The organism is Xanthobacter sp. YC-JY1 (genome assembly GCF_021730305.1).
In the GTDB taxonomy this organism is placed as follows: Bacteria; Pseudomonadota; Alphaproteobacteria; order Rhizobiales; family Xanthobacteraceae; genus Xanthobacter; species Xanthobacter flavus.
In genome coordinates, this window is record NZ_CP032674.1 from 373395 (window position 1) to 390999 (window position 17605).

At 67.9% G+C, this 17605-nt stretch carries 15 protein-coding genes; 12 read left to right on the plus strand and 3 right to left on the minus strand.

What is annotated here, in order from left to right:
- Position 1: 1 nt before the first annotated feature.
- From cysE to lpdA, 11 genes are all read left to right on the plus strand, one after another.
- Complete coding sequence (gene cysE, locus D7006_RS01870; RefSeq protein ID WP_169124604.1) at positions 2 to 781, plus strand: serine O-acetyltransferase; 780 nt, start codon at positions 2 to 4, stop codon at positions 779 to 781.
- 39 nt (positions 782 to 820) lie between these two features.
- Positions 821 to 1162, plus strand: a complete 342-nt coding sequence (gene nifW / locus D7006_RS01875; protein WP_169124605.1) for a nitrogenase stabilizing/protective protein NifW — start codon at positions 821 to 823, stop codon at positions 1160 to 1162.
- A gap of 718 nt (positions 1163 to 1880) precedes the next feature.
- A complete protein-coding gene (mdh, locus tag D7006_RS01880) occupies positions 1881 to 2846 on the plus strand; it encodes a malate dehydrogenase (protein WP_169124606.1) in 966 nt (321 codons plus the stop codon).
- Positions 2847 to 3098: 252 nt separating this feature from the next.
- Positions 3099 to 4301, plus strand: a complete 1203-nt coding sequence (gene sucC, locus D7006_RS01885; protein WP_169124607.1) for an ADP-forming succinate--CoA ligase subunit beta — start codon at positions 3099 to 3101, stop codon at positions 4299 to 4301.
- Positions 4301 to 5185: a succinate--CoA ligase subunit alpha gene (gene sucD, locus D7006_RS01890; protein WP_169124608.1), complete on the plus strand. Its 885-nt coding sequence runs from the start codon at positions 4301 to 4303 to the stop codon at positions 5183 to 5185. The genes sucC and sucD overlap by 1 nt, the downstream gene beginning before the upstream one ends.
- Positions 5186 to 5566: 381 nt before the next feature.
- Positions 5567 to 8521 carry a 2-oxoglutarate dehydrogenase E1 component gene (locus tag D7006_RS01895; protein ID WP_237355324.1) on the plus strand — a complete coding sequence of 985 codons (2955 nt, stop codon included), beginning with the start codon at positions 5567 to 5569 and terminating at the stop codon, positions 8519 to 8521.
- A 51-nt stretch (positions 8522 to 8572) separates the two neighbouring features.
- Positions 8573 to 8899 (plus strand): YciI family protein, encoded by a 327-nt coding sequence (locus D7006_RS01900; RefSeq protein WP_024281006.1) that lies wholly within the window; start codon positions 8573 to 8575, stop codon positions 8897 to 8899.
- Between the two features lie 27 nt (positions 8900 to 8926).
- Positions 8927 to 10153, plus strand: a complete 1227-nt coding sequence (gene odhB, locus D7006_RS01905; protein WP_237355325.1) for a 2-oxoglutarate dehydrogenase complex dihydrolipoyllysine-residue succinyltransferase — start codon at positions 8927 to 8929, stop codon at positions 10151 to 10153.
- A gap of 115 nt (positions 10154 to 10268) precedes the next feature.
- Positions 10269 to 10436, plus strand: a complete 168-nt coding sequence (locus D7006_RS01910) for a hypothetical protein (protein ID WP_237355326.1) — start codon at positions 10269 to 10271, stop codon at positions 10434 to 10436.
- A gap of 9 nt (positions 10437 to 10445) precedes the next feature.
- Complete coding sequence (locus D7006_RS01915; protein WP_237355327.1) at positions 10446 to 11090, plus strand: LysE family translocator; 645 nt, start codon at positions 10446 to 10448, stop codon at positions 11088 to 11090.
- A 34-nt stretch (positions 11091 to 11124) separates the two neighbouring features.
- Positions 11125 to 12528, plus strand: coding sequence for a dihydrolipoyl dehydrogenase (lpdA, locus tag D7006_RS01920; RefSeq protein WP_237355328.1), 1404 nt, complete (start codon positions 11125 to 11127; stop codon positions 12526 to 12528).
- 156 nt (positions 12529 to 12684) lie between these two features.
- Here the strand turns inward: lpdA and D7006_RS01925 are convergent, their stop codons facing one another.
- The 3 genes from D7006_RS01925 to D7006_RS01935 all read right to left on the minus strand — a co-directional run bounded on the left by D7006_RS01925 (position 12685) and on the right by D7006_RS01935 (position 16257).
- On the minus strand, positions 12685 to 12822 hold the full coding sequence (locus tag D7006_RS01925) for a hypothetical protein (RefSeq protein WP_169124613.1): 138 nt from the start codon (positions 12820 to 12822) through the stop codon (positions 12685 to 12687).
- A 138-nt stretch (positions 12823 to 12960) separates the two neighbouring features.
- Entirely contained in the window at positions 12961 to 13500 is a 540-nt protein-coding gene (locus D7006_RS01930; protein WP_169124614.1) for a CAP domain-containing protein, read from the minus strand.
- Between the two features lie 120 nt (positions 13501 to 13620).
- Positions 13621 to 16257, minus strand: a complete 2637-nt coding sequence (locus D7006_RS01935; protein ID WP_237355329.1) for a DUF3772 domain-containing protein — start codon at positions 16255 to 16257, stop codon at positions 13621 to 13623.
- 161 nt (positions 16258 to 16418) lie between these two features.
- On the opposite strand from D7006_RS01935, the gene dapE reads away from it, so the two are divergent.
- Entirely contained in the window at positions 16419 to 17600 is a 1182-nt protein-coding gene (gene dapE / locus D7006_RS01940; RefSeq protein WP_237355330.1) for a succinyl-diaminopimelate desuccinylase, read from the plus strand.
- Positions 17601 to 17605: the final 5 nt, after the last annotated feature.

Sequence of the window (17605 nt, forward strand, 5' to 3'; positions counted from 1 at the left end):
CATGATCATGGGAAGTCCGAAGTGGCATGGTAGCGAAGTGCCCCTCGCCGCAGCCGTCGCGTCGGATGCGCCGGCGGCATCCTTCTCGGTCTGGCAGCTCATCCGCGAGGATGTGAACTGCGTGAAGGCGCGGGACCCGGCGGCGCGGCACACGTTCGAGATCGTGCTCACCTATCCTGGCGTCCACGCCATCATCTGGCACCGCCTCGCCAGCCGGCTGTGGCGGCGGGGGGTGAAGTTCCCGGCCCGCTTCCTGTCCTGGCTGGGCCGCTTTCTGACCAATGTGGACATCCACCCCGGCGCCACCATCGGCCGGCGCTTCTTCATCGATCACGGCGCCTGCGTGGTGATCGGCGAGACCGCCGAGATCGGGGACGACGTAACCCTGTACCATGGCGTGACCCTCGGCGGGACGTCCTGGACGTCGGGCAAGCGCCATCCCACCTTGCGTAACGGCGTTCTCGTCGGGGCCGGGGCGAAGATCCTCGGGCCGATCACGGTCGGGGCGGGCTGCCGCGTGGGCGCCAATTCCGTGGTGATCGAGGACGTTCCCCCCGCCATGACGGTGGTGGGCATTCCCGGCCGGGTGGTGAAGCCCACCTCCGACCGCCGCAAGCTCGGCGACGGCCGCATCGACCTCGAGCACCACCTCATGCCCGATCCGGTGGGCGAGGCCATCGTCTCCCTGCTCGACCGGATCGAGTTCCTCGAGGCGCGCCTCTCGCACCTGCAGGGCGAGCGACAGCGCGGCCGGCCGGCGAGCGCGGACGAGGCGGCGTGACATACCGGACTTGAGCTGATCGACAGGAGAAAGAGCGACATGTCCATCATCGACAAGCTGAAGTCTCTCCACAGCGCCGAAGAATTCTTCGAGGTGCTGCAGGTGGAATACCAGCCGGAAGTGTTGCAGGTGCTGCGCCTCCACATCCTCAGGCGCATGGGCCAGTACCTCGTCTCTGCCGAATTCGACGGCATGAGCGAGGAAGAGATCTATTCCGCCGCCCAGACCATGCTGGGGCAGGCCTATGCCGACTTCATCGCCTCCAACCCCATGGCGGAGCGGGTGTTCAAGGTGCTGAAGGAGCACGACCCGAACCGCCCGGCGGCCCCCGCCGCCAAGCCCGCTTTCGTCCAGCTCGGCTCGCTCAAGACCGGAAGCTGAGACGGCCTCCTTCGTCCCGCCCGCCGGCGTCTATGCCCGGCGTGCGGGGCCAACCTTCCGCCGGAGCGCCCCGAAGCGCTCCGGCCGGCTGCCCTCTCCCTGCTGATTGTTCGTTGATATTTACGTTGTTTTATTTTTTTCATCCGGCTGGTCGCTCGGCCGTGTGCGGGGAGAGGGCAGATTTCCCTGGGTTCCGGCGCCTCATCGCGCCGATGAAAGCGCAGCGATAACCGCGCTGCGCCCGCCCTGGTGCCGATGGCCGCCGGGCCGATCCCGGCTTTAGCCAGCTATCCGCGCGAGCATGCGGACGGGGCGCGCCCGTCGCGCCAGTGGCGCCCCAAATTCCACATTCCACGGCAGATATCGCGCGGTCCCGCCTGCAAACGGCCGGACCTTCGCGCCTTTTTCAAAATCGCACGGTGCCGCACCGGTCCGGCGCGGCCCGGCCATGCCCTGCCCGGGCGGTGGCAAGGGTGACCGTTCCGGGGGCCTCCGGCGGTAGGCCGCTGCACCGCTCTGCGGGATGGTTTTCCGCATGGTGCAAAAGAGCGGAAAATCGCGGTGAAACGACCCGTTTTTGCGGCAAAATCCCGCTCCATGCCACTATTTGTGCAGTGCGGCCGGCTTGAACGCCCGGACGGATGGGAGTAGTCAAGCGCCGCGTTCCTGCGGCGGCTCGTCTCATGTGCCGGCTCGCAGCGTTTTCCGGGGACTTGTGATGGCCCGCAACAAGATCGCCCTCATCGGGGCCGGCCAGATCGGCGGCACGCTCGCCCTTCTGGCTGGACTGAAGGAGCTGGGCGACATCGTGCTGTTCGACGTCGCGGACGGCGTTCCCGACGGCAAGGCCCTGGACCTCGCCCAGCTCACCCCTGTGGAGGGGTTCGATGCGGGCATCTGGGGCGCCTCGAGCTATGACGCCATCGCCGGTGCCGACGTGGTGATCGTCACCGCCGGCGTGCCGCGCAAGCCGGGCATGAGCCGGGACGACCTCCTCGCCATCAATCTCAAGGTGATGGAGCAGGTGGGCGCGGGCCTGCGCAAATATGCGCCTGACGCTTTCGTCATCTGCATCACCAATCCGCTCGATGCCATGGTCTGGGCGCTCCAGCGCACCAGCGGCCTGCCGCCGGAGAAGGTGGTGGGCATGGCCGGCGTGCTCGATTCCGCCCGCTTCCGCTTCTTCCTCTCCGAGGAGTTCGGCGTATCGGTGGAGGATGTGACCGCCTTCGTCATGGGCGGGCACGGCGATACGATGGTGCCGCTGGTGCGCTATTCCGCCGTGGGCGGCATCCCGGTGCCGGACCTCATCCGCATGGGCTGGACCAGCGAGGAGCGCATCGCCGCCATCGTCCAGCGCGTGCGCGACGGCGGGGCGGAGATCGTCAACCTGCTCAAGACCGGCTCGGCTTTCTATGCGCCGGCCGCCGCCGCCATCGCCATGGCGGAGAGCTACCTGAAGGACAAGAAGCGCGTGCTCCCGGTCGCTGCAAGGCTCGATGGGGAATACGGGCTCAGGGACATCTATCTCGGCGTGCCGGCTGTCATCGGCGCGCGGGGGGTGGAGCGTATCGTGGAGGTCGAGCTCGACCGATCCGAACGCGCCATGTTCGAAAGATCGGTCGCCGCAGTCGAAGGACTGGTGGAGGCCTGCCTGAAGATCGCACCCGGCCTCGGGAAGTGATCTCGCTCATGACGGCGTGCCGGAAGGCGCGCCGTTTTCGTGCCGGGGTACAACCGGCGTGGTGAAGGAGACGAGTGTTCCCCTCCTCGGGGGAGACCGCATCTTCGCCCCAGTCCTTCGGGCCGGGGTGGTGGCGCGGGTCCCCCTTCTGCGGTGGAGGCGGTTCGGACAGGGTGGTCCCGCAATTGCGCGGGATCCGGGACGGGCCGGGGCGGGGAAAGGGACACATCGCAACCCTGAGGGACACGGAAGATGAATATTCACGAGTATCAGGCCAAGGCGCTGCTGAAGAGCTTCGGCGCCCCGGTCTCGCGCGGCATTCCCGTGCTGAAGGTCGAGGAGGCGGAAGCCGCCGCCAAGGAGCTGGGTGGCCCGCTCTGGGTTGTGAAGTCGCAGATCCACGCCGGCGGCCGCGGCAAGGGCAAGTTCAAGGAGCCCGAGGCTGGCGAGAAGGGCGGCGTGCGCCTCGCCAAGTCCGTGGAAGAGGTGAAGGAGTTCGTCGGCCAGATGCTCGGCCGCACCCTCGTCACCATCCAGACCGGCCCGGCCGGCAAGCAGGTGAACCGCCTCTACATCGAGGAAGGCTCGGACATCGAGAAGGAGTTCTACATCTCCCTGCTCGTGGACCGCGTCACCTCGCGCGTGGCCTTCGTGGTCTCCACCGAAGGCGGCATGGACATCGAGGAAGTCGCCCACTCCACCCCTGAGAAGATCGTGACCTTCTCGGTGGACCCGGTGACCGGCGTGCAGGGTTTTCACGGCCGCAAGATCGCCAAGGCCCTCGGCCTCTCCGGTGAACTCGCCAAGCAGGCCGGCAAGCTCGCCGAGGTGCTCTACACCGCCTTCGTCGAGACCGACATGGCGATGCTGGAGATCAACCCGCTCATCGTCACCAAGGACGGCAACCTGCGCGTGCTCGACGCCAAGGTGTCCTTCGATTCCAACTCCCTGTTCCGCCATCCCAAGCTCACCGAGCTGCGCGACCTGACGGAAGAGGACGAGAAGGAGATCGAGGCGTCCAAGTACGACCTCGCCTACATCGCCCTCGACGGCACCATCGGCTGCATGGTCAACGGCGCGGGTCTTGCCATGGCGACCCTCGACATCATCCAGCTTTACGGCGAAAGCCCGGCGAACTTCCTCGACGTGGGCGGCGGCGCCAACGAAGAGAAGGTGACGGCGGCGTTCAAGATCATCACCGCCGACCCGAACGTGAAGGGCATCCTCGTCAACATCTTCGGCGGCATCATGAAGTGCGACGTGATCGCCAACGGCGTGATCGCGGCGGTGAAGGCGGTGGGCCTCCAGGTGCCCCTCGTGGTGCGCCTCGAAGGCACCAATGTGGAAGAAGGCAAGCAGATCATCCGTGAGAGCGGGCTCAATGTGATCCCTGCCGATGATCTCGATGACGCGGCGCAGAAGATCGTCGCTGCCGTGAAGAAGGATGCTGCGTGATGTCCGTGCTGATCGACGCCAACACCAAGGTCATCACCCAGGGCTTCACCGGCAAGAACGGCACCTTCCACGCCCAGCAGGCCATCGCCTACGGGACGAAGATGGTCGGCGGCACCTCGCCGGGCAAGGGTGGCACCACCCACCTCAACCTGCCGGTGTTCGACACCGTTCTGGAAGCCAAGGAAGCCACCGGCGCCGACGCCTCGGTGATCTACGTGCCGCCTCCGGGCGCCGCCGACGCCATCCTTGAGGCGATCGACGCGGAAATCCCGCTCATCGTCTGCATCACCGAGGGCATCCCGGTCCTCGACATGGTGAAGGTGAAGCGCGCCCTCTCGGGCTCGAAGAGCCGCCTCATCGGCCCCAACTGCCCCGGCATCGTCACCGCCGGCCAGTCGAAGATCGGCATCATGCCGGCCAACATCTTCAAGACCGGCTCGGTGGGCGTGGTCTCGCGCTCCGGCACGCTGACCTACGAAGCCGTGTTCCAGACCTCGCAGGTGGGCCTCGGCCAGACCTCGGCGGTGGGCATCGGCGGCGACCCGGTGAAGGGCACCGAGTTCATCGACGTGCTGGAGATGTTCCTGGCCGATCCCAAGACCGAGTCGATCATCATGATCGGCGAGATCGGCGGCTCGGCCGAGGAAGAGGCCGCGCAGTTCATCGCCGACGAGGCGAAGAAGGGCCGCAAGAAGCCGATGGTGGGCTTCATCGCCGGCCGCACGGCCCCTCCCGGCCGTCGCATGGGCCATGCCGGCGCCATCATCTCCGGTGGCAAGGGCGGCGCCGAGGACAAGATCGCGGCCATGGAGGCGGCGGGTATCCGCGTGTCTCCGTCCCCCGCGCGCCTCGGCAAGACTCTCGTTGAGGTGCTGAAGGGCTGAGGCAGATCCCCCGGCCCGGCCGGGGGATCGCCACACGGATGGACCGGGAGCGGGGATGCCGGGCGAAAGCCGATGAGGCCAAAGCCTTGGAATTCCGCTCCCGCAAGGGCATCCGCCGCGCAATCGCCATGAAGTTCGGCGACTGGCGAGCGCGGTTCGGGTGGGGCGCGGAACCGGCCTTTCGGCTGGTGGCAGCCCTGCCCATATAAAGGTTGTCGAGCACCGCTGTCGAAGGCCGCCACGAGCCTCGCAGGGGTGACGGGGCGTCCGGCAAGGGCCGGGCGCCGGATTTGTGGCAGACGAGCGGCCTTGGGGCTTCATTTTCCGAGCGAAATGCGCTCAAGGAGAGTGAGGCGCCCACGGTCTTCCGGGAACAAGCCCATGTCGCGCGCGGAACAGAACGACGTTTTCCTGAACACCTCCTTCCTCTATGGCGCCAATGCCGCCTGGATCGAGGATCTCTACGCCCGCTATGAGACCGATCCCAATTCGGTCAGCGCTGAGTGGCAGGCCTTCTTCGCGGCGTTGAAGGACGATCCCAACCAGGTGATCGAGAACGCCCGCGGCGCCTCCTGGAAGAAGCCCAACTGGCCGGTGCACGCCAATGGCGAGCTGGTCTCGGCCATGGACGGCCAGTGGATCGAGGTGGAGAAGGCCATCGCCGACAAGGTGAAGGCCAAGGCGCAGAAGTCCGGCGTCGAGTTCTCCGCTACCGAGGTGCAGCAGGCCACCCGCGATTCCGTCAAGGCGCTGATGATGATCCGCGCCTACCGCATGCGCGGCCACCTGCACGCCAATCTCGACCCGCTGGGCCTGACCCCGCCGCGCGAGGCGCCCGAGCTCGACCCGGCGTCCTACGGCTTCTACGAGGCCGACCTCGACCGCAAGATCTTCATCGACCACGTGCTGGGCCTGGAATTCGCGACCGTCCGCGAGATGGTCGCCATCCTGCGCCGCACCTATTGCGCGTCCGTGGGCGTCGAGTTCATGCACATCTCCTCGCCCGAGGAGAAGGCGTGGATCCAGGAGCGCATCGAGGGGCCGGACAAGGAAGTCACCTTCACCCGCGAGGGCAAGCGCGCCATCCTCAACAAGCTGGTTGAGGCCGAGGGCTTCGAGAAGTTCCTCGACGTGAAGTTCACCGGCACCAAGCGCTTCGGCCTCGACGGCGGCGAGAGCCTGATCCCGGCGCTGGAGCAGATCATCAAGCGCGGCGGCAATCTCGGCCTCAAGGAGATCGTGTTCGGCATGGCCCATCGTGGCCGCCTGAACGTGCTGACCCAGGTGATGGGCAAGCCGCACCGCGCGCTGTTCCACGAGTTCAAGGGCGGCTCCTGGGCCCCCGATGACGTGGAAGGCTCGGGCGACGTGAAGTACCACCTCGGTGCTTCGTCCGACCGCGAGTTCGACAACAACAAGGTCCACCTGTCGCTGACCGCCAACCCCTCGCACCTCGAGATCGTCGATCCGGTGGTACTGGGCAAGGCGCGCGCCAAGCAGGACCAGCTGGGCGACACCGAGCGCACCAAGGTGCTGCCGCTGCTGCTGCACGGCGATGCCGCCTTCGCCGGCCAGGGCGTGGTGGCCGAGTGCCTCGGCCTCTCCGGCCTGAAGGGTCACCGCACCGGCGGCTCGATCCACTTCATCATCAACAACCAAATCGGCTTCACCACCAATCCGCGCTACTCGCGCTCTTCGCCCTATCCGTCGGATGTGGCGAAGATGATCGAGGCGCCGATCTTCCACTGCAACGGCGACGACCCGGAATCCGTGGTGTTCTGCGCCAAGGTGGCCACCGAGTTCCGCCAGCGCTTCCACAAGCCGGTGGTGGTGGACATGTTCTGCTACCGCCGCTTCGGCCACAACGAGGGCGACGAGCCCGCGTTCACCCAGCCGAAGATGTACAAGGTGATCCGCCAGCACCCGAGCGTGCTCGAGCTCTACACCAAGAAGCTGGAGAGCGAGGGCGTGGTGACCGCGGGCGAGGTGGACACCATGCGCAATGCGTGGCGCGACCGCCTCGAGGCCGAGCACGAGGCCGGCCAGGCCTACAAGCCCAACAAGGCCGACTGGCTCGACGGCCGCTGGGCCGGCTTCAAGCCCACCCACGAGGATGACGATCCGCGCCGCGGCAACACCGGCCTGCCGGAAGACGAGCTGAAGGCCATCGGCGCCAAGATCACCACCGTGCCGGAGGGCTTCCAGGTCCACCGCACGATCCAGCGCTTCCTCGACAACCGCAAGAAGGCGATCGAGGACGGCAAGGGCATCGACTGGGCGACCGGCGAGGCGCTCGCCTTCTCCTCCCTGCTCTTGGAAGGCCACCCGGTCCGCCTGTCGGGCCAGGACGTGGAGCGCGGCACCTTCTCCCAGCGCCATTCGGTGCTGCTCGACCAGGAGACCGAGGCCCGCTACAAGCCGTTCAACCACCTCTCCGAGACCCAGGCCAAGTACGAGGTCATCAATTCGATGCTCTCGGAAGAGGCGGTGCTCGGCTTCGAGTATGGCTACACGCTGTCCGAGCCCAACACTTTGGTGCTCTGGGAGGCGCAGTTCGGCGACTTCGCCAACGGCGCGCAGGTGGTGTTCGACCAGTTCATCTCCTCGGGCGAGCGCAAGTGGCTGCGCATGTCCGGCCTCGTCTGCCTGCTGCCGCACGGCTATGAGGGCCAGGGTCCGGAGCACTCCTCCGCCCGCCTCGAGCGCTATCTGCAGCTGTGCGCCGAGGACAACATGCAGGTGGCCAACGTCACCACCCCGGCCAACTACTTCCACATCCTGCGCCGGCAGATGAAGCGGGAGTTCCGCAAGCCGCTGATCCTGATGACGCCCAAGTCGCTGCTGCGCCACAAGCGGGCGGTGTCCAGCCTGGCGGAGATGGTGACCGGCACCACCTTCCACCGCGTGCTGTGGGACGACGCCCAGTCGCACCCGGACGAGAGCGCCATCAAGCTCCAGCCGGACGACAAGATCCGGCGCGTCGTGCTGTCCTCGGGCAAGGTCTATTACGACCTGCTGGAGGAGCGCGAGAAGCGGGGCGTGGACGACGTCTACCTGATGCGCGTGGAGCAGCTCTATCCGTTCCCGCTCAAGACGCTGGTGCAGGAACTCGGCCGCTTCAAGAATGCCGAGGTGGTGTGGTGCCAGGAAGAGCCGAAGAACCAGGGGTCCTGGGCCTTCGTGCAGCCTTACCTGGAGTGGGTTCTGGAGCAGGCTGGCGGCACCGCGCGGCGTCCGCGCTATGCCGGCCGTCCGGCGTCCGCCGCCACCGCCACGGGCCTGATGTCCAAGCACATGGCGCAGCTCAAGGCCTTCCTCGAGGAAGCCCTGGGCTGATCCGACCCCAGTAACGGTCACAAGCAGACCCGCCCCGAAAGAGGACGCGCCGTGCCGCACTTCCTGCTCCGCCTTTCCCCGCCGCGCCCGAGCTTTCCCTCGGACGCCAGCGCTGCCGAGATGGACGCCATGGGCGCGCACTTCGCCTTCTGGCAGGCCGAGGCGGAGGCCGGCACGGCCCTCGCCGTCGGTCCGGTGGCGGACCCGGCGGGCATCTGGGGGATGGCCGTCATCGAAGTACCCGACGAGGCCGCCGCGACCGGCCTCTCGCTTCGGGATCCCGTCATCAAGGCGGACCTGGGCTTCACCTATGCGGTGATGCCCATTCTGTCGCTCATCGAGCGCCGGGCGCCACGCCCGGCCCAAGCCGAAGTCTGAGGGAGGCCCCCTCAAGGGGCGAACACAATGACCGAGATCCGCGTGCCCACCCTGGGCGAGTCCGTTACCGAGGCGACCATCGGCAAGTGGTTCAAGAAGCCCGGCGATGCCGTCAAGGCTGATGAGCCGCTGGTGGAGCTCGAGACCGACAAGGTGACCGTCGAGGTGCCGGCTCCGGCCTCCGGCGTCCTCTCCGAGATCGTCGCCAAGGACGGCGAGACCGTCGGCGTCGGCGCGCTGCTCGGCAATATCGGTGCCGGCTCGGGCGCCGAGGCGGCGCCTGCCGCTGCCCCCGCCGCATCTCCGGCTCCCGCCGCTGCGCCCGCTCCGGCCCCGGCCGCCGCTCCCGCCGCCGCTGTTGCGGCCGGCAGCAACGGTCCAGCCGTTGGCCGCATCGCCGCCGAGACCGGCGTGAACCCGGCCGACGTCTCCGGCTCCGGCAAGGACGGCCGCGTCACCAAGGGTGACATGCTGGCCGCCATCGCTTCGGGCGTTTCGGCGGCTCCCGCCGCCGCCCCTGTGGCGGTGCGTGCCCCCTCGGCGCCCACCGACGCCGCCCGCGAAGAGCGGGTGAAGATGACCAAGCTGCGCCAGACCATCGCGCGGCGCCTGAAGGATGCGCAGAACACTGCCGCCATGCTCACCACGTTCAACGACGTGGACATGACCGCGGTGATGAGCCTGCGCAGCCAGTTCAAGGATGCCTTCGAGAAGAAGCACGGCACCAAGCTCGGCTTCATGGGCTTCTTCACCAAGGCGGTGATCGCGGCTCTGAAGGACATCCCGGCGGTGAACGCCGAGATCGACGGCCAGGATCTCGTCTACAAGAACTACTACAACATCGGTATCGCGGTGGGCACCGAGAAGGGCCTCGTGGTTCCGGTGGTGCGCGACGCGGACCTGCTCTCCGTCGCCGAGATCGAGAAGGCCATCGCCGGTTACGGCCGCAAGGCGCGTGACGGCAAGCTCGGCATCGAGGAGATGCAGGGCGGCACCTTCACCGTCACCAACGGCGGCATCTACGGCTCGCTGATGTCCACCCCCATCCTCAACGCGCCGCAGTCGGGCATCCTCGGCATGCACCGCATCGAGGAGCGCCCGGTGGTGGTCAAGGGGCAGATCGTGATCCGCCCGATGATGTACCTCGCTTTGTCCTACGACCACCGCATCGTCGACGGCCGCGAGGCCGTGACCTTCCTGGTGCGCGTGAAGGAGACCCTGGAAGATCCCGCGCGCCTCGTGCTGGATCTGTGAGGTACTGAGGGATGGCCAGGCCCGGAAGCGTCTGGCCATCCTTCTCCTCGCCTATGCGGGGGCGATCTGTGCGGCCTTCAGCGGCTGGTTCGGGGGACGGGTCTTCGAGACTGTCATGGCCCATCCGGAGCTTGCCATGTTCGGGCCGCACCCCCCGGAACTGGACTTGGCCTACTGGCTCTTTGCCGGAGCCGTCGCTCTGGGGCTGGCATTTCTCTTCCTGGTCCGGAAGATCGTTCCGGCAGATGACGGGCTGGCGCATGATGCTCCCGATCATCCTTGAGGGTAGTCGATGACGAGCCATCTGGCCGAATACCTCACACTTATGGCGGTGTTCGCCGTCGCGGCGATCGCGCCGGGGCCGGACTTCGCCATGGTGGTGCGCCAGAGCGTGGTGTTCGGCCGGCGCGCCGGCCTCTTCACCAGCCTCGGCATCGGTTTCGCGATCCTTCTCCACGCCAGCTACACGCTGGCCGGTCTCGGATTCCTCGTCGCCCACTCCCTCGTTGCCTTCTCGGTGTTGAAGTGGGTGGGCTGCGCCTATCTCATCTATGTGGGCGTGAAGACGTGGGCCGCGCCTGCGCCCGCAATGGACGGCGAGGCCGCGCCCGCGCCCGCCGGTGTCATGACCGACCGGCGCGCCTTCGCTCTGGGGTTTCTCACCAATGCGCTGAACCCCAAGGCGATGCTGTTCTTCCTATCCCTGTTCTCGACGCTGGTGAGCACCGAGACGCCCTTGGTGGTGCAGGGCTTCTACGGGCTGTCCATGGGCGTGCTGCTGGTGTGCTGGTTCGCCCTCGTCACCATGTTCTTCACCGGCCGAGCGGTGCGCGACGGGCTCGTCCGCTTCGGCCGCTGGTTCAATCGCGTCACCGGCGCACTCCTGATCTGCCTCGGTATCCGCCTCGCCTTGCAAAGGGCCGTTGCCGCGCCCTGACGCGCTCCGGCCCCTTACCTTGAAGGAACTCCGCATGTCCTACGATCTCACCATCATCGGCACCGGCCCCGGCGGCTATGTGTGCGCCATCCGCGCGGCCCAGCTCGGCCTCAAGGTCGCGGTGGTGGAGAAGCGCGGCACCCATGGTGGCACCTGCCTGAACGTGGGCTGCATCCCCTCCAAGGCGCTCCTTTATGCCTCCGAGCTGTTCGAGGAAGCCGGCCACAAGTTCGGCGAGATGGGCATCGGCGTCCCCGCCCCCAAGCTCGACCTGCCCGCCATGCTGGCCTTCAAGGACCGCGGCGTGGACGGCAACGTGAAGGGCGTCGAGTTCCTGCTGAAGAAGAACAAGGTCGACGTCTACATGGGCGCCGGCAAGATCCTCGGCACCGGCAAGGTGGAAGTCACCCTCAATGCCGACGGCAAGGTCGAGGTGCTCGAGACGAAGAACATCGTCATCGCCACCGGCTCGGACGTCGCCCCGCTGCCGGGCGTGACCATCGACGAGGAGCGCATCGTCTCCTCCACCGGCGCGCTGAAGCTGCCGAAGGTTCCGGGCAAGCTGGTGGTGGTCGGCGCGGGCGTCATCGGCCTCGAGCTCGGCTCGGTGTGGCGGCGTCTGGGCGCGCAGGTGACGGTGGTGGAATTCCTCGACCGCATCCTGCCCGGCATGGATTCGGACGTGGCCAAGTCGTTCCAGCGCATCCTCGACAAGCAGGGCTTCGCCTTCAAACTCGGCACCAAGGTCACTGGCGTGGACACCAAGGGCAAGACCCTCAAGGTCACGGTGGAGCCCGCCGCGGGCGGCGCCGCCGAGGTGCTGGAGGCCGACGTGGTGCTGGTGGCCATCGGCCGCATTCCCTACACCGCCGGCCTTGGGCTGGAGGAGGCGGGCGTCGCCAAGGATGCGCGCGGCCGGGTCGTCACCGACCACCACTTCGCCACCAACGTGCCCGGCATCTATGCCATCGGCGACGTGATCGTCGGCCCCATGCTCGCCCACAAGGCCGAGGACGAGGGCGTGGCGCTGGCGGAGCAGCTGGCCGGCAAGGCGGGCCACGTGAACTATGACGTGATCCCCGGCGTGGTCTACACCTTCCCGGAGGTCGCCTCCGTCGGCAAGACCGAGGACGAGCTGAAGGCCGCGGGCGTCGCCTACAAGGTCGGCAAGTTCCCCTTCACCGCCAACGGCCGCACCAAGGTGAACAACACCACCGACGGCTTCGTGAAGATCATCGCCGACGCCGCCACCGACAAGGTGCTGGGCGCCCACATCATCGGCCCCGAGGCCGGCGAGATGATCCACGAATGCGCGGTGCTGATGGAGTTCGGCGGCTCGTCGGAAGACCTCGCCCGCACCTGCCACGCCCACCCCACCCGCTCGGAAGCGGTGAAGGAGGCGGCCATGGCCGTGGAGAAGCGCGCCATCCATATGTGAGGGCGCGGCGCCCGGGCGCTGCCAATGGTTTGAGCGTGAGCGGCCGGCGGGCATCCCGCCGGCCGTTTGCGTTTCGCGCATAAAAAAGCCCCGGCCCGAGGGCCGGGGAACGGAGGTTCCGTCCGGGAGGAAGCCGAGGCGCGAGATGCGCCGAAATCAGCCGCCCTTCTGGGTCACCGGATTGCTGGCGGTGGTGGTGGTGTCGCCGATGGAGGCGTTGGTCATGCCCGGGCATGCGAGCGCCGGGCCGGCGAGGATGCTCAGGGCGCACACGACGAAAGCGATCCGCTTCATCTTCCTCTCCTGCCTGTCACGGGGTTGGACCCGATGATTAGGCCAGAGAAGGGCGCGGCGGGAAAGCCCTCCGCCCGTACCGCGCGATCACGAACCCGCGCGGCTTGGCCATAGCGCAGACCGTGCGGGGATGGTTTCTCAGCGCGCGGGCGCGTCCGGCTGGGCGAGGATGAGCGCCCAATAGACCTTGTACTTGGAATTGGGGGCATTGGCCGTGGCGATGCCCATGCGGGTCACCCCCGGCTCCAGCATGTTCTTGTTGTGCGAGGGGGAATCGCGCCAGCCGGAGAAGGCCTCGGCGAGGGTGTGGTAGCCGGCGCCCACATTCTCCACCGCGCGCTTCGCATCATAGCCCGAGGCCTTGATGCGGGTGATGAAATTGCGCCCGCCCACCTCGTGGGAGAGGTTGTCCGCCTTGGCCATGGCATTGGCCTGGTCCTGGGCGAGGCGGCTCAGCGTGTCGTCGATGGTCACCGCGGGCAGGCCGCGCGCGGTGCGGTAGTCGGAGAGGAGCGAGGCCGCGGCGGCGGCGTCCACCGGCTTACCGGTCTTGGCGAGGTTGATGTAGAAGGCCGGCTGGGTGTCGATCTGCTCGGTGGTGGCACAGCCGGCGATGGCGGCGAGAAGCGCAAGGCCGGCACCGGCGAGGAGGGAGCGGCGGAGGATCTGTTCGCGCATGTCTCGGCTTCCGGCTGGCCTTTTCGGGCGGGCTTTCGGGGGCGGCCCCCGGCGGTCCCCCTGTCTTGTGCGCCGGGAGGGTTGAGGAAGCGTTAGCGCGCCCCGCCCTCCCGCACCGGCCTATTGCAGAGGATCAGGGGGCGCCGGCGGCGGGGGCACCATGTCGCGGGGGGCGCGGGCGAGGGCGGCCCAGGGCTGGGCCACCATGCCCACATGCGCCTTGCGGAAGCGCGAGAGCACCTGGAAGTGCAGGTCGCTCTTCACGGTCAGCGCATAGTCCACGTTGGCCACCACGCAGCGCAGCTCGAACACGATGCCCGCATCGGCGAACTTCATCAGGAACACCCGCGGCGGCGGCGTCTGGAGCACCTGCGGATGGTCGCAGGCGCAGCCGACGAGGATGTCGCGCACCTCCTCCGGGTCGCTGTCATAGGAGACGGTGACGGCGACGATGATGCGGCCGGTGGTGTTGGAGTGCGTCCAGTTCTTCACCATGCCGGTGATGAGGTCGGCATTGGGGACGATCACCGTGGCGCGCTCGAAGGTCTCGATCTCGGTGGAGCGCACCGAGATGCGCCGCACGTAGCCTTCCTCGCCCTTCACGTTGATGGTGTCGCCCACCCGGATCGGCCGCTCGGCGAGCAGGATCAGGCCCGAGACGAAGTTCGAAACGATCGACTGCAGGCCGAAACCGATACCGACCGAGAGGGCACCGGCGACCAGCGCGATGTTCTCGAGGTTCAGCCCCAACTGGCCCATGGCCACCATGACGGCGACGATGGTGCCCACATAGCCGACGATGGTGGCGATGGAGGATTGCAGCGAGGGCTCGAGCCCGGTGCGGGGCAGCAGCGCGCTCGACACCCATTTCTGCAGCCCGCGCGCCGCCGCGAGGCTGACGAGCAGCAGCAGCACGGCATAGACCACGCTCCACAACGTGATCGTGGCGTTGCCGATCCGCACGCCGAAGGACACGCGCTCCACCGTCTCCATCATGTCGGCGGTGGAGGTGCCCCAGCTGCCGACAATGAGGAACGCGGCGACCACGAACAGCTGCAGCTTGAGCAGGCCCGACGCCAGGACGCCGATCAGCTCCACCCGCTCCGGCTTCAGGCCGAGCATGCTGGAGATCATCCGCGCGCGATGGGTCTCGGCCGAAAGCCCCTCGCCGAAGAAGGCGTCGATGAGGGCATAGAGCAGATAGAGCACGCCAAGCACGGCGGCCGCGATGACCATGCGCGCGGCCACGAAGGCGGCGAAGCTGATGTAGCCGGCCACCAGCGCGCCGATGAGCGCGAACACCGCCACCCACACGAACAGGCGGATGTAGCGCGGCGGCGCCTGCGAGGGGCCGGTGGCGGCGATGGCCGAGGGGTCGGTGGTTTCCTTTGCGGTATCCGCATTGGCCTCGGCGCGGGCGGCGCCCACGAGGAAGCGCGAGATGAAGCCGGCGATGAGCAGCGACATGATCGCGCTCGTCACCACCGTCAGCCCCACCGGCGCGAACAGCACCCGGTGCAGGGCGTTGAGCGCGGCGGCGATGGCCAGCGTCCACACGGTGAAGGAGTAGTAGCGGAAGGCGAGGGCTGCGGCCGTGTCCGAGAGCTGCGGCAGGCGGCGCCACGGTTCGTTCGGAGCCAAGAAGGCGCGGCCCACGGCATTGCCGATGGCCTTGATGAAGATGGCGATGATGATGCCCTGCACCAGTTCCTCGGCGCGGGGCGGGATGATCTCGAAGGCGCCGATGAAGGCGATGGCCGCCATGGCCGCGGCGGGCGCGACGGTGGCGTTGAGGAACAGCACCTTCATCGCCTCGCGCGCGGAGCGCAGGCGGGTGAAGCTCTCGCCCTCGCCGGGCGGCGGGGTGCGCAGGCGCTTGCGCAGCAGGCGCCCGCCCGCCACCACCGCGCCCATGATGCCGAGGCCGCCGAGGAGGATGCCGATCACCGCCAGCGGCGACAGGCGCCGCACCGAATAGGCGCGCAGGTCGTTTCCGAAATAGCTCAGGGCGCGGAATTCGGAGGAGAGCGCGTTAAAGGCGTTGGTCCACAGGTCCGGGTCGATGATGGAATCCACCCGCTCGAACAGCTGCCCGGTGAACAAGGCGCGGCGGCGCGAGCTGATGCGGTCGGAAATCTGGTCGCCGCGCAGCACCAGCGCGCGGTTCTGCTTCAGCACGGCGCCGAGCTCGGCGGAGATCTTGGTGAGGCGCTCGCGGTCGGCGGCGATGGTGGGTTCTTCGGTGGCGCCCTCGGCGGGCTTGGGGCCGAGGCCGTTGAGCCGGCTCTCCGCGTCCGCGACGCGGGGGGCGATCTGGTCGGAGACGGCGGCAAGGTCCTTGCGGGCCGGGTCGAGGCGCTGGCGCAGTTCATCAAGGTCGCCGGGGCGCAGACCCTCCACCGCGAGGGCGGCGTCGATGGAATCGAGGGCGGAACGGGCCGCCTCCATCTTCTCCCGCGCGGCGACGATGGTCGGATCGGGCGGCAGCGGCGCGGGCTTGGCCACCGGCTGCGTCGGCGTGGCATCGCCGGCAGCGGGGGCGCCGGCAGGTGCGGCCGCCGGCGCGGCGGGGGGCGAGGCTGCGGCATTGGGCGTGGCGGCGGCGGGCGCAGCCTGTCCGTGGCCCTGTGTCTGGCCCTGTCCCTGCTGTTGTCCCTGCGCCGGCGGGCTGGCGGCCTGCTGGGCGCCGGCCTGGGCCAGGGGGAAAACCGACAGGGCGAGCGCGACCAGAAAGGCCGCGGACGTCTTCACCTTCATATTGAACCTCCGCGGCGGCGTTCCTGTCGCCTGAAGGCGGCAGCCTCGTGGCGGATGGGGGATAAAGGCGGCCAAGTCGCCCCAAACCGCGACAAAACCGCTGGAAAGACCAGCGCCTTTGCCGCTATCTCGACATCCCCCGGTAGCGAAGGGCTTTCCTGATGACCGCCGATGCTTCCGTCAAGCCCGAGCTTCGGGCAAATGTCCCCGATGCGCTGACCCTGGCGACCGAACTGATCCGGGCGCCGTCCGTCACCCCCGATTCGGGCGGCGCGCTGGAAATCGTCGCCCGCCGTCTGGAGGCCTTCGGATACCATGTCGAGCGCCTGACCTTCGACAGCGGCGGCATCCCCATTCCCAACATCTACGCCCGCATCGGCACCGGCGCCCCCAACCTCTGCTTCGCCGGCCATGTGGACGTGGTGCCCGAGGGCGATCCTGCCCACTGGCTGCACGGCCCGTTCGCCGGCACCGTGGAGGACGGCAAGCTCTTCGGCCGCGGCGCGGTGGACATGAAGGGCGCGGTGGCGGCCTTCCTCGCCGCTGCACTGGCCCATGGGCGGCCGGAGACGGGAAGCCTCTCCTTCCTCATCACCGGCGACGAGGAAGGCCCGGCCCTCGATGGCACCGTGAAGGTGGTGGAGTGGCTGAAGGAGAAGGGCGAGGTCATCGACCACTGCGTCCTCGGCGAGCCCACCAACCCGCAGGCCATGGGCGATGCCTTCAAGGTGGGCCGGCGCGGCAGCCTCTCCGGCATCCTCACGGTGAAGGGCGTGCAGGGGCACGTGGCCTATCCGCACCTCGCCGACAATCCCATTCCCCGCCTGCTGAAGCTGGTGGGCGAGCTGACGTCCGCCCCCCTCGACCATGGCTCGGACTTCTTCCCGCCGTCGAACCTGGAGGTGGTCTCCATCGATGTGGGCAATCCGGTGTTCAACCTGATCCCGGCCGAGGCCACTGCCCGCTTCAACGTGCGCTTCAACGACCTCTATTCGCTGGAGACGCTGAAGTCCGAGATCATCCGCCGGATCGACGGCGCCGGCCTCACTTATGATCTCGAATTCCAGCCTGGGGCCAGCCAGAGCTTCCTCACCGCGCCCGGCCCCTTCGTGGAGCTGGTGGCCGATGCGGTGGAGGCGGAAACCGGTCGGCGGCCGGAGGCCTCCACCTCGGGCGGCACCTCGGACGCGCGCTTCATCAAGGACATCTGCCCGGTGGTGGAATTCGGCCTCGTCGGCCAGACCATGCACAAGGTGGACGAGGCGACGCCGGTCGCCGACCTCGAGGCGCTGACGCGCATCTATTCCCGCATCATCGCGCGCTATTTCGCCACCTTCGCCTGAGCTGA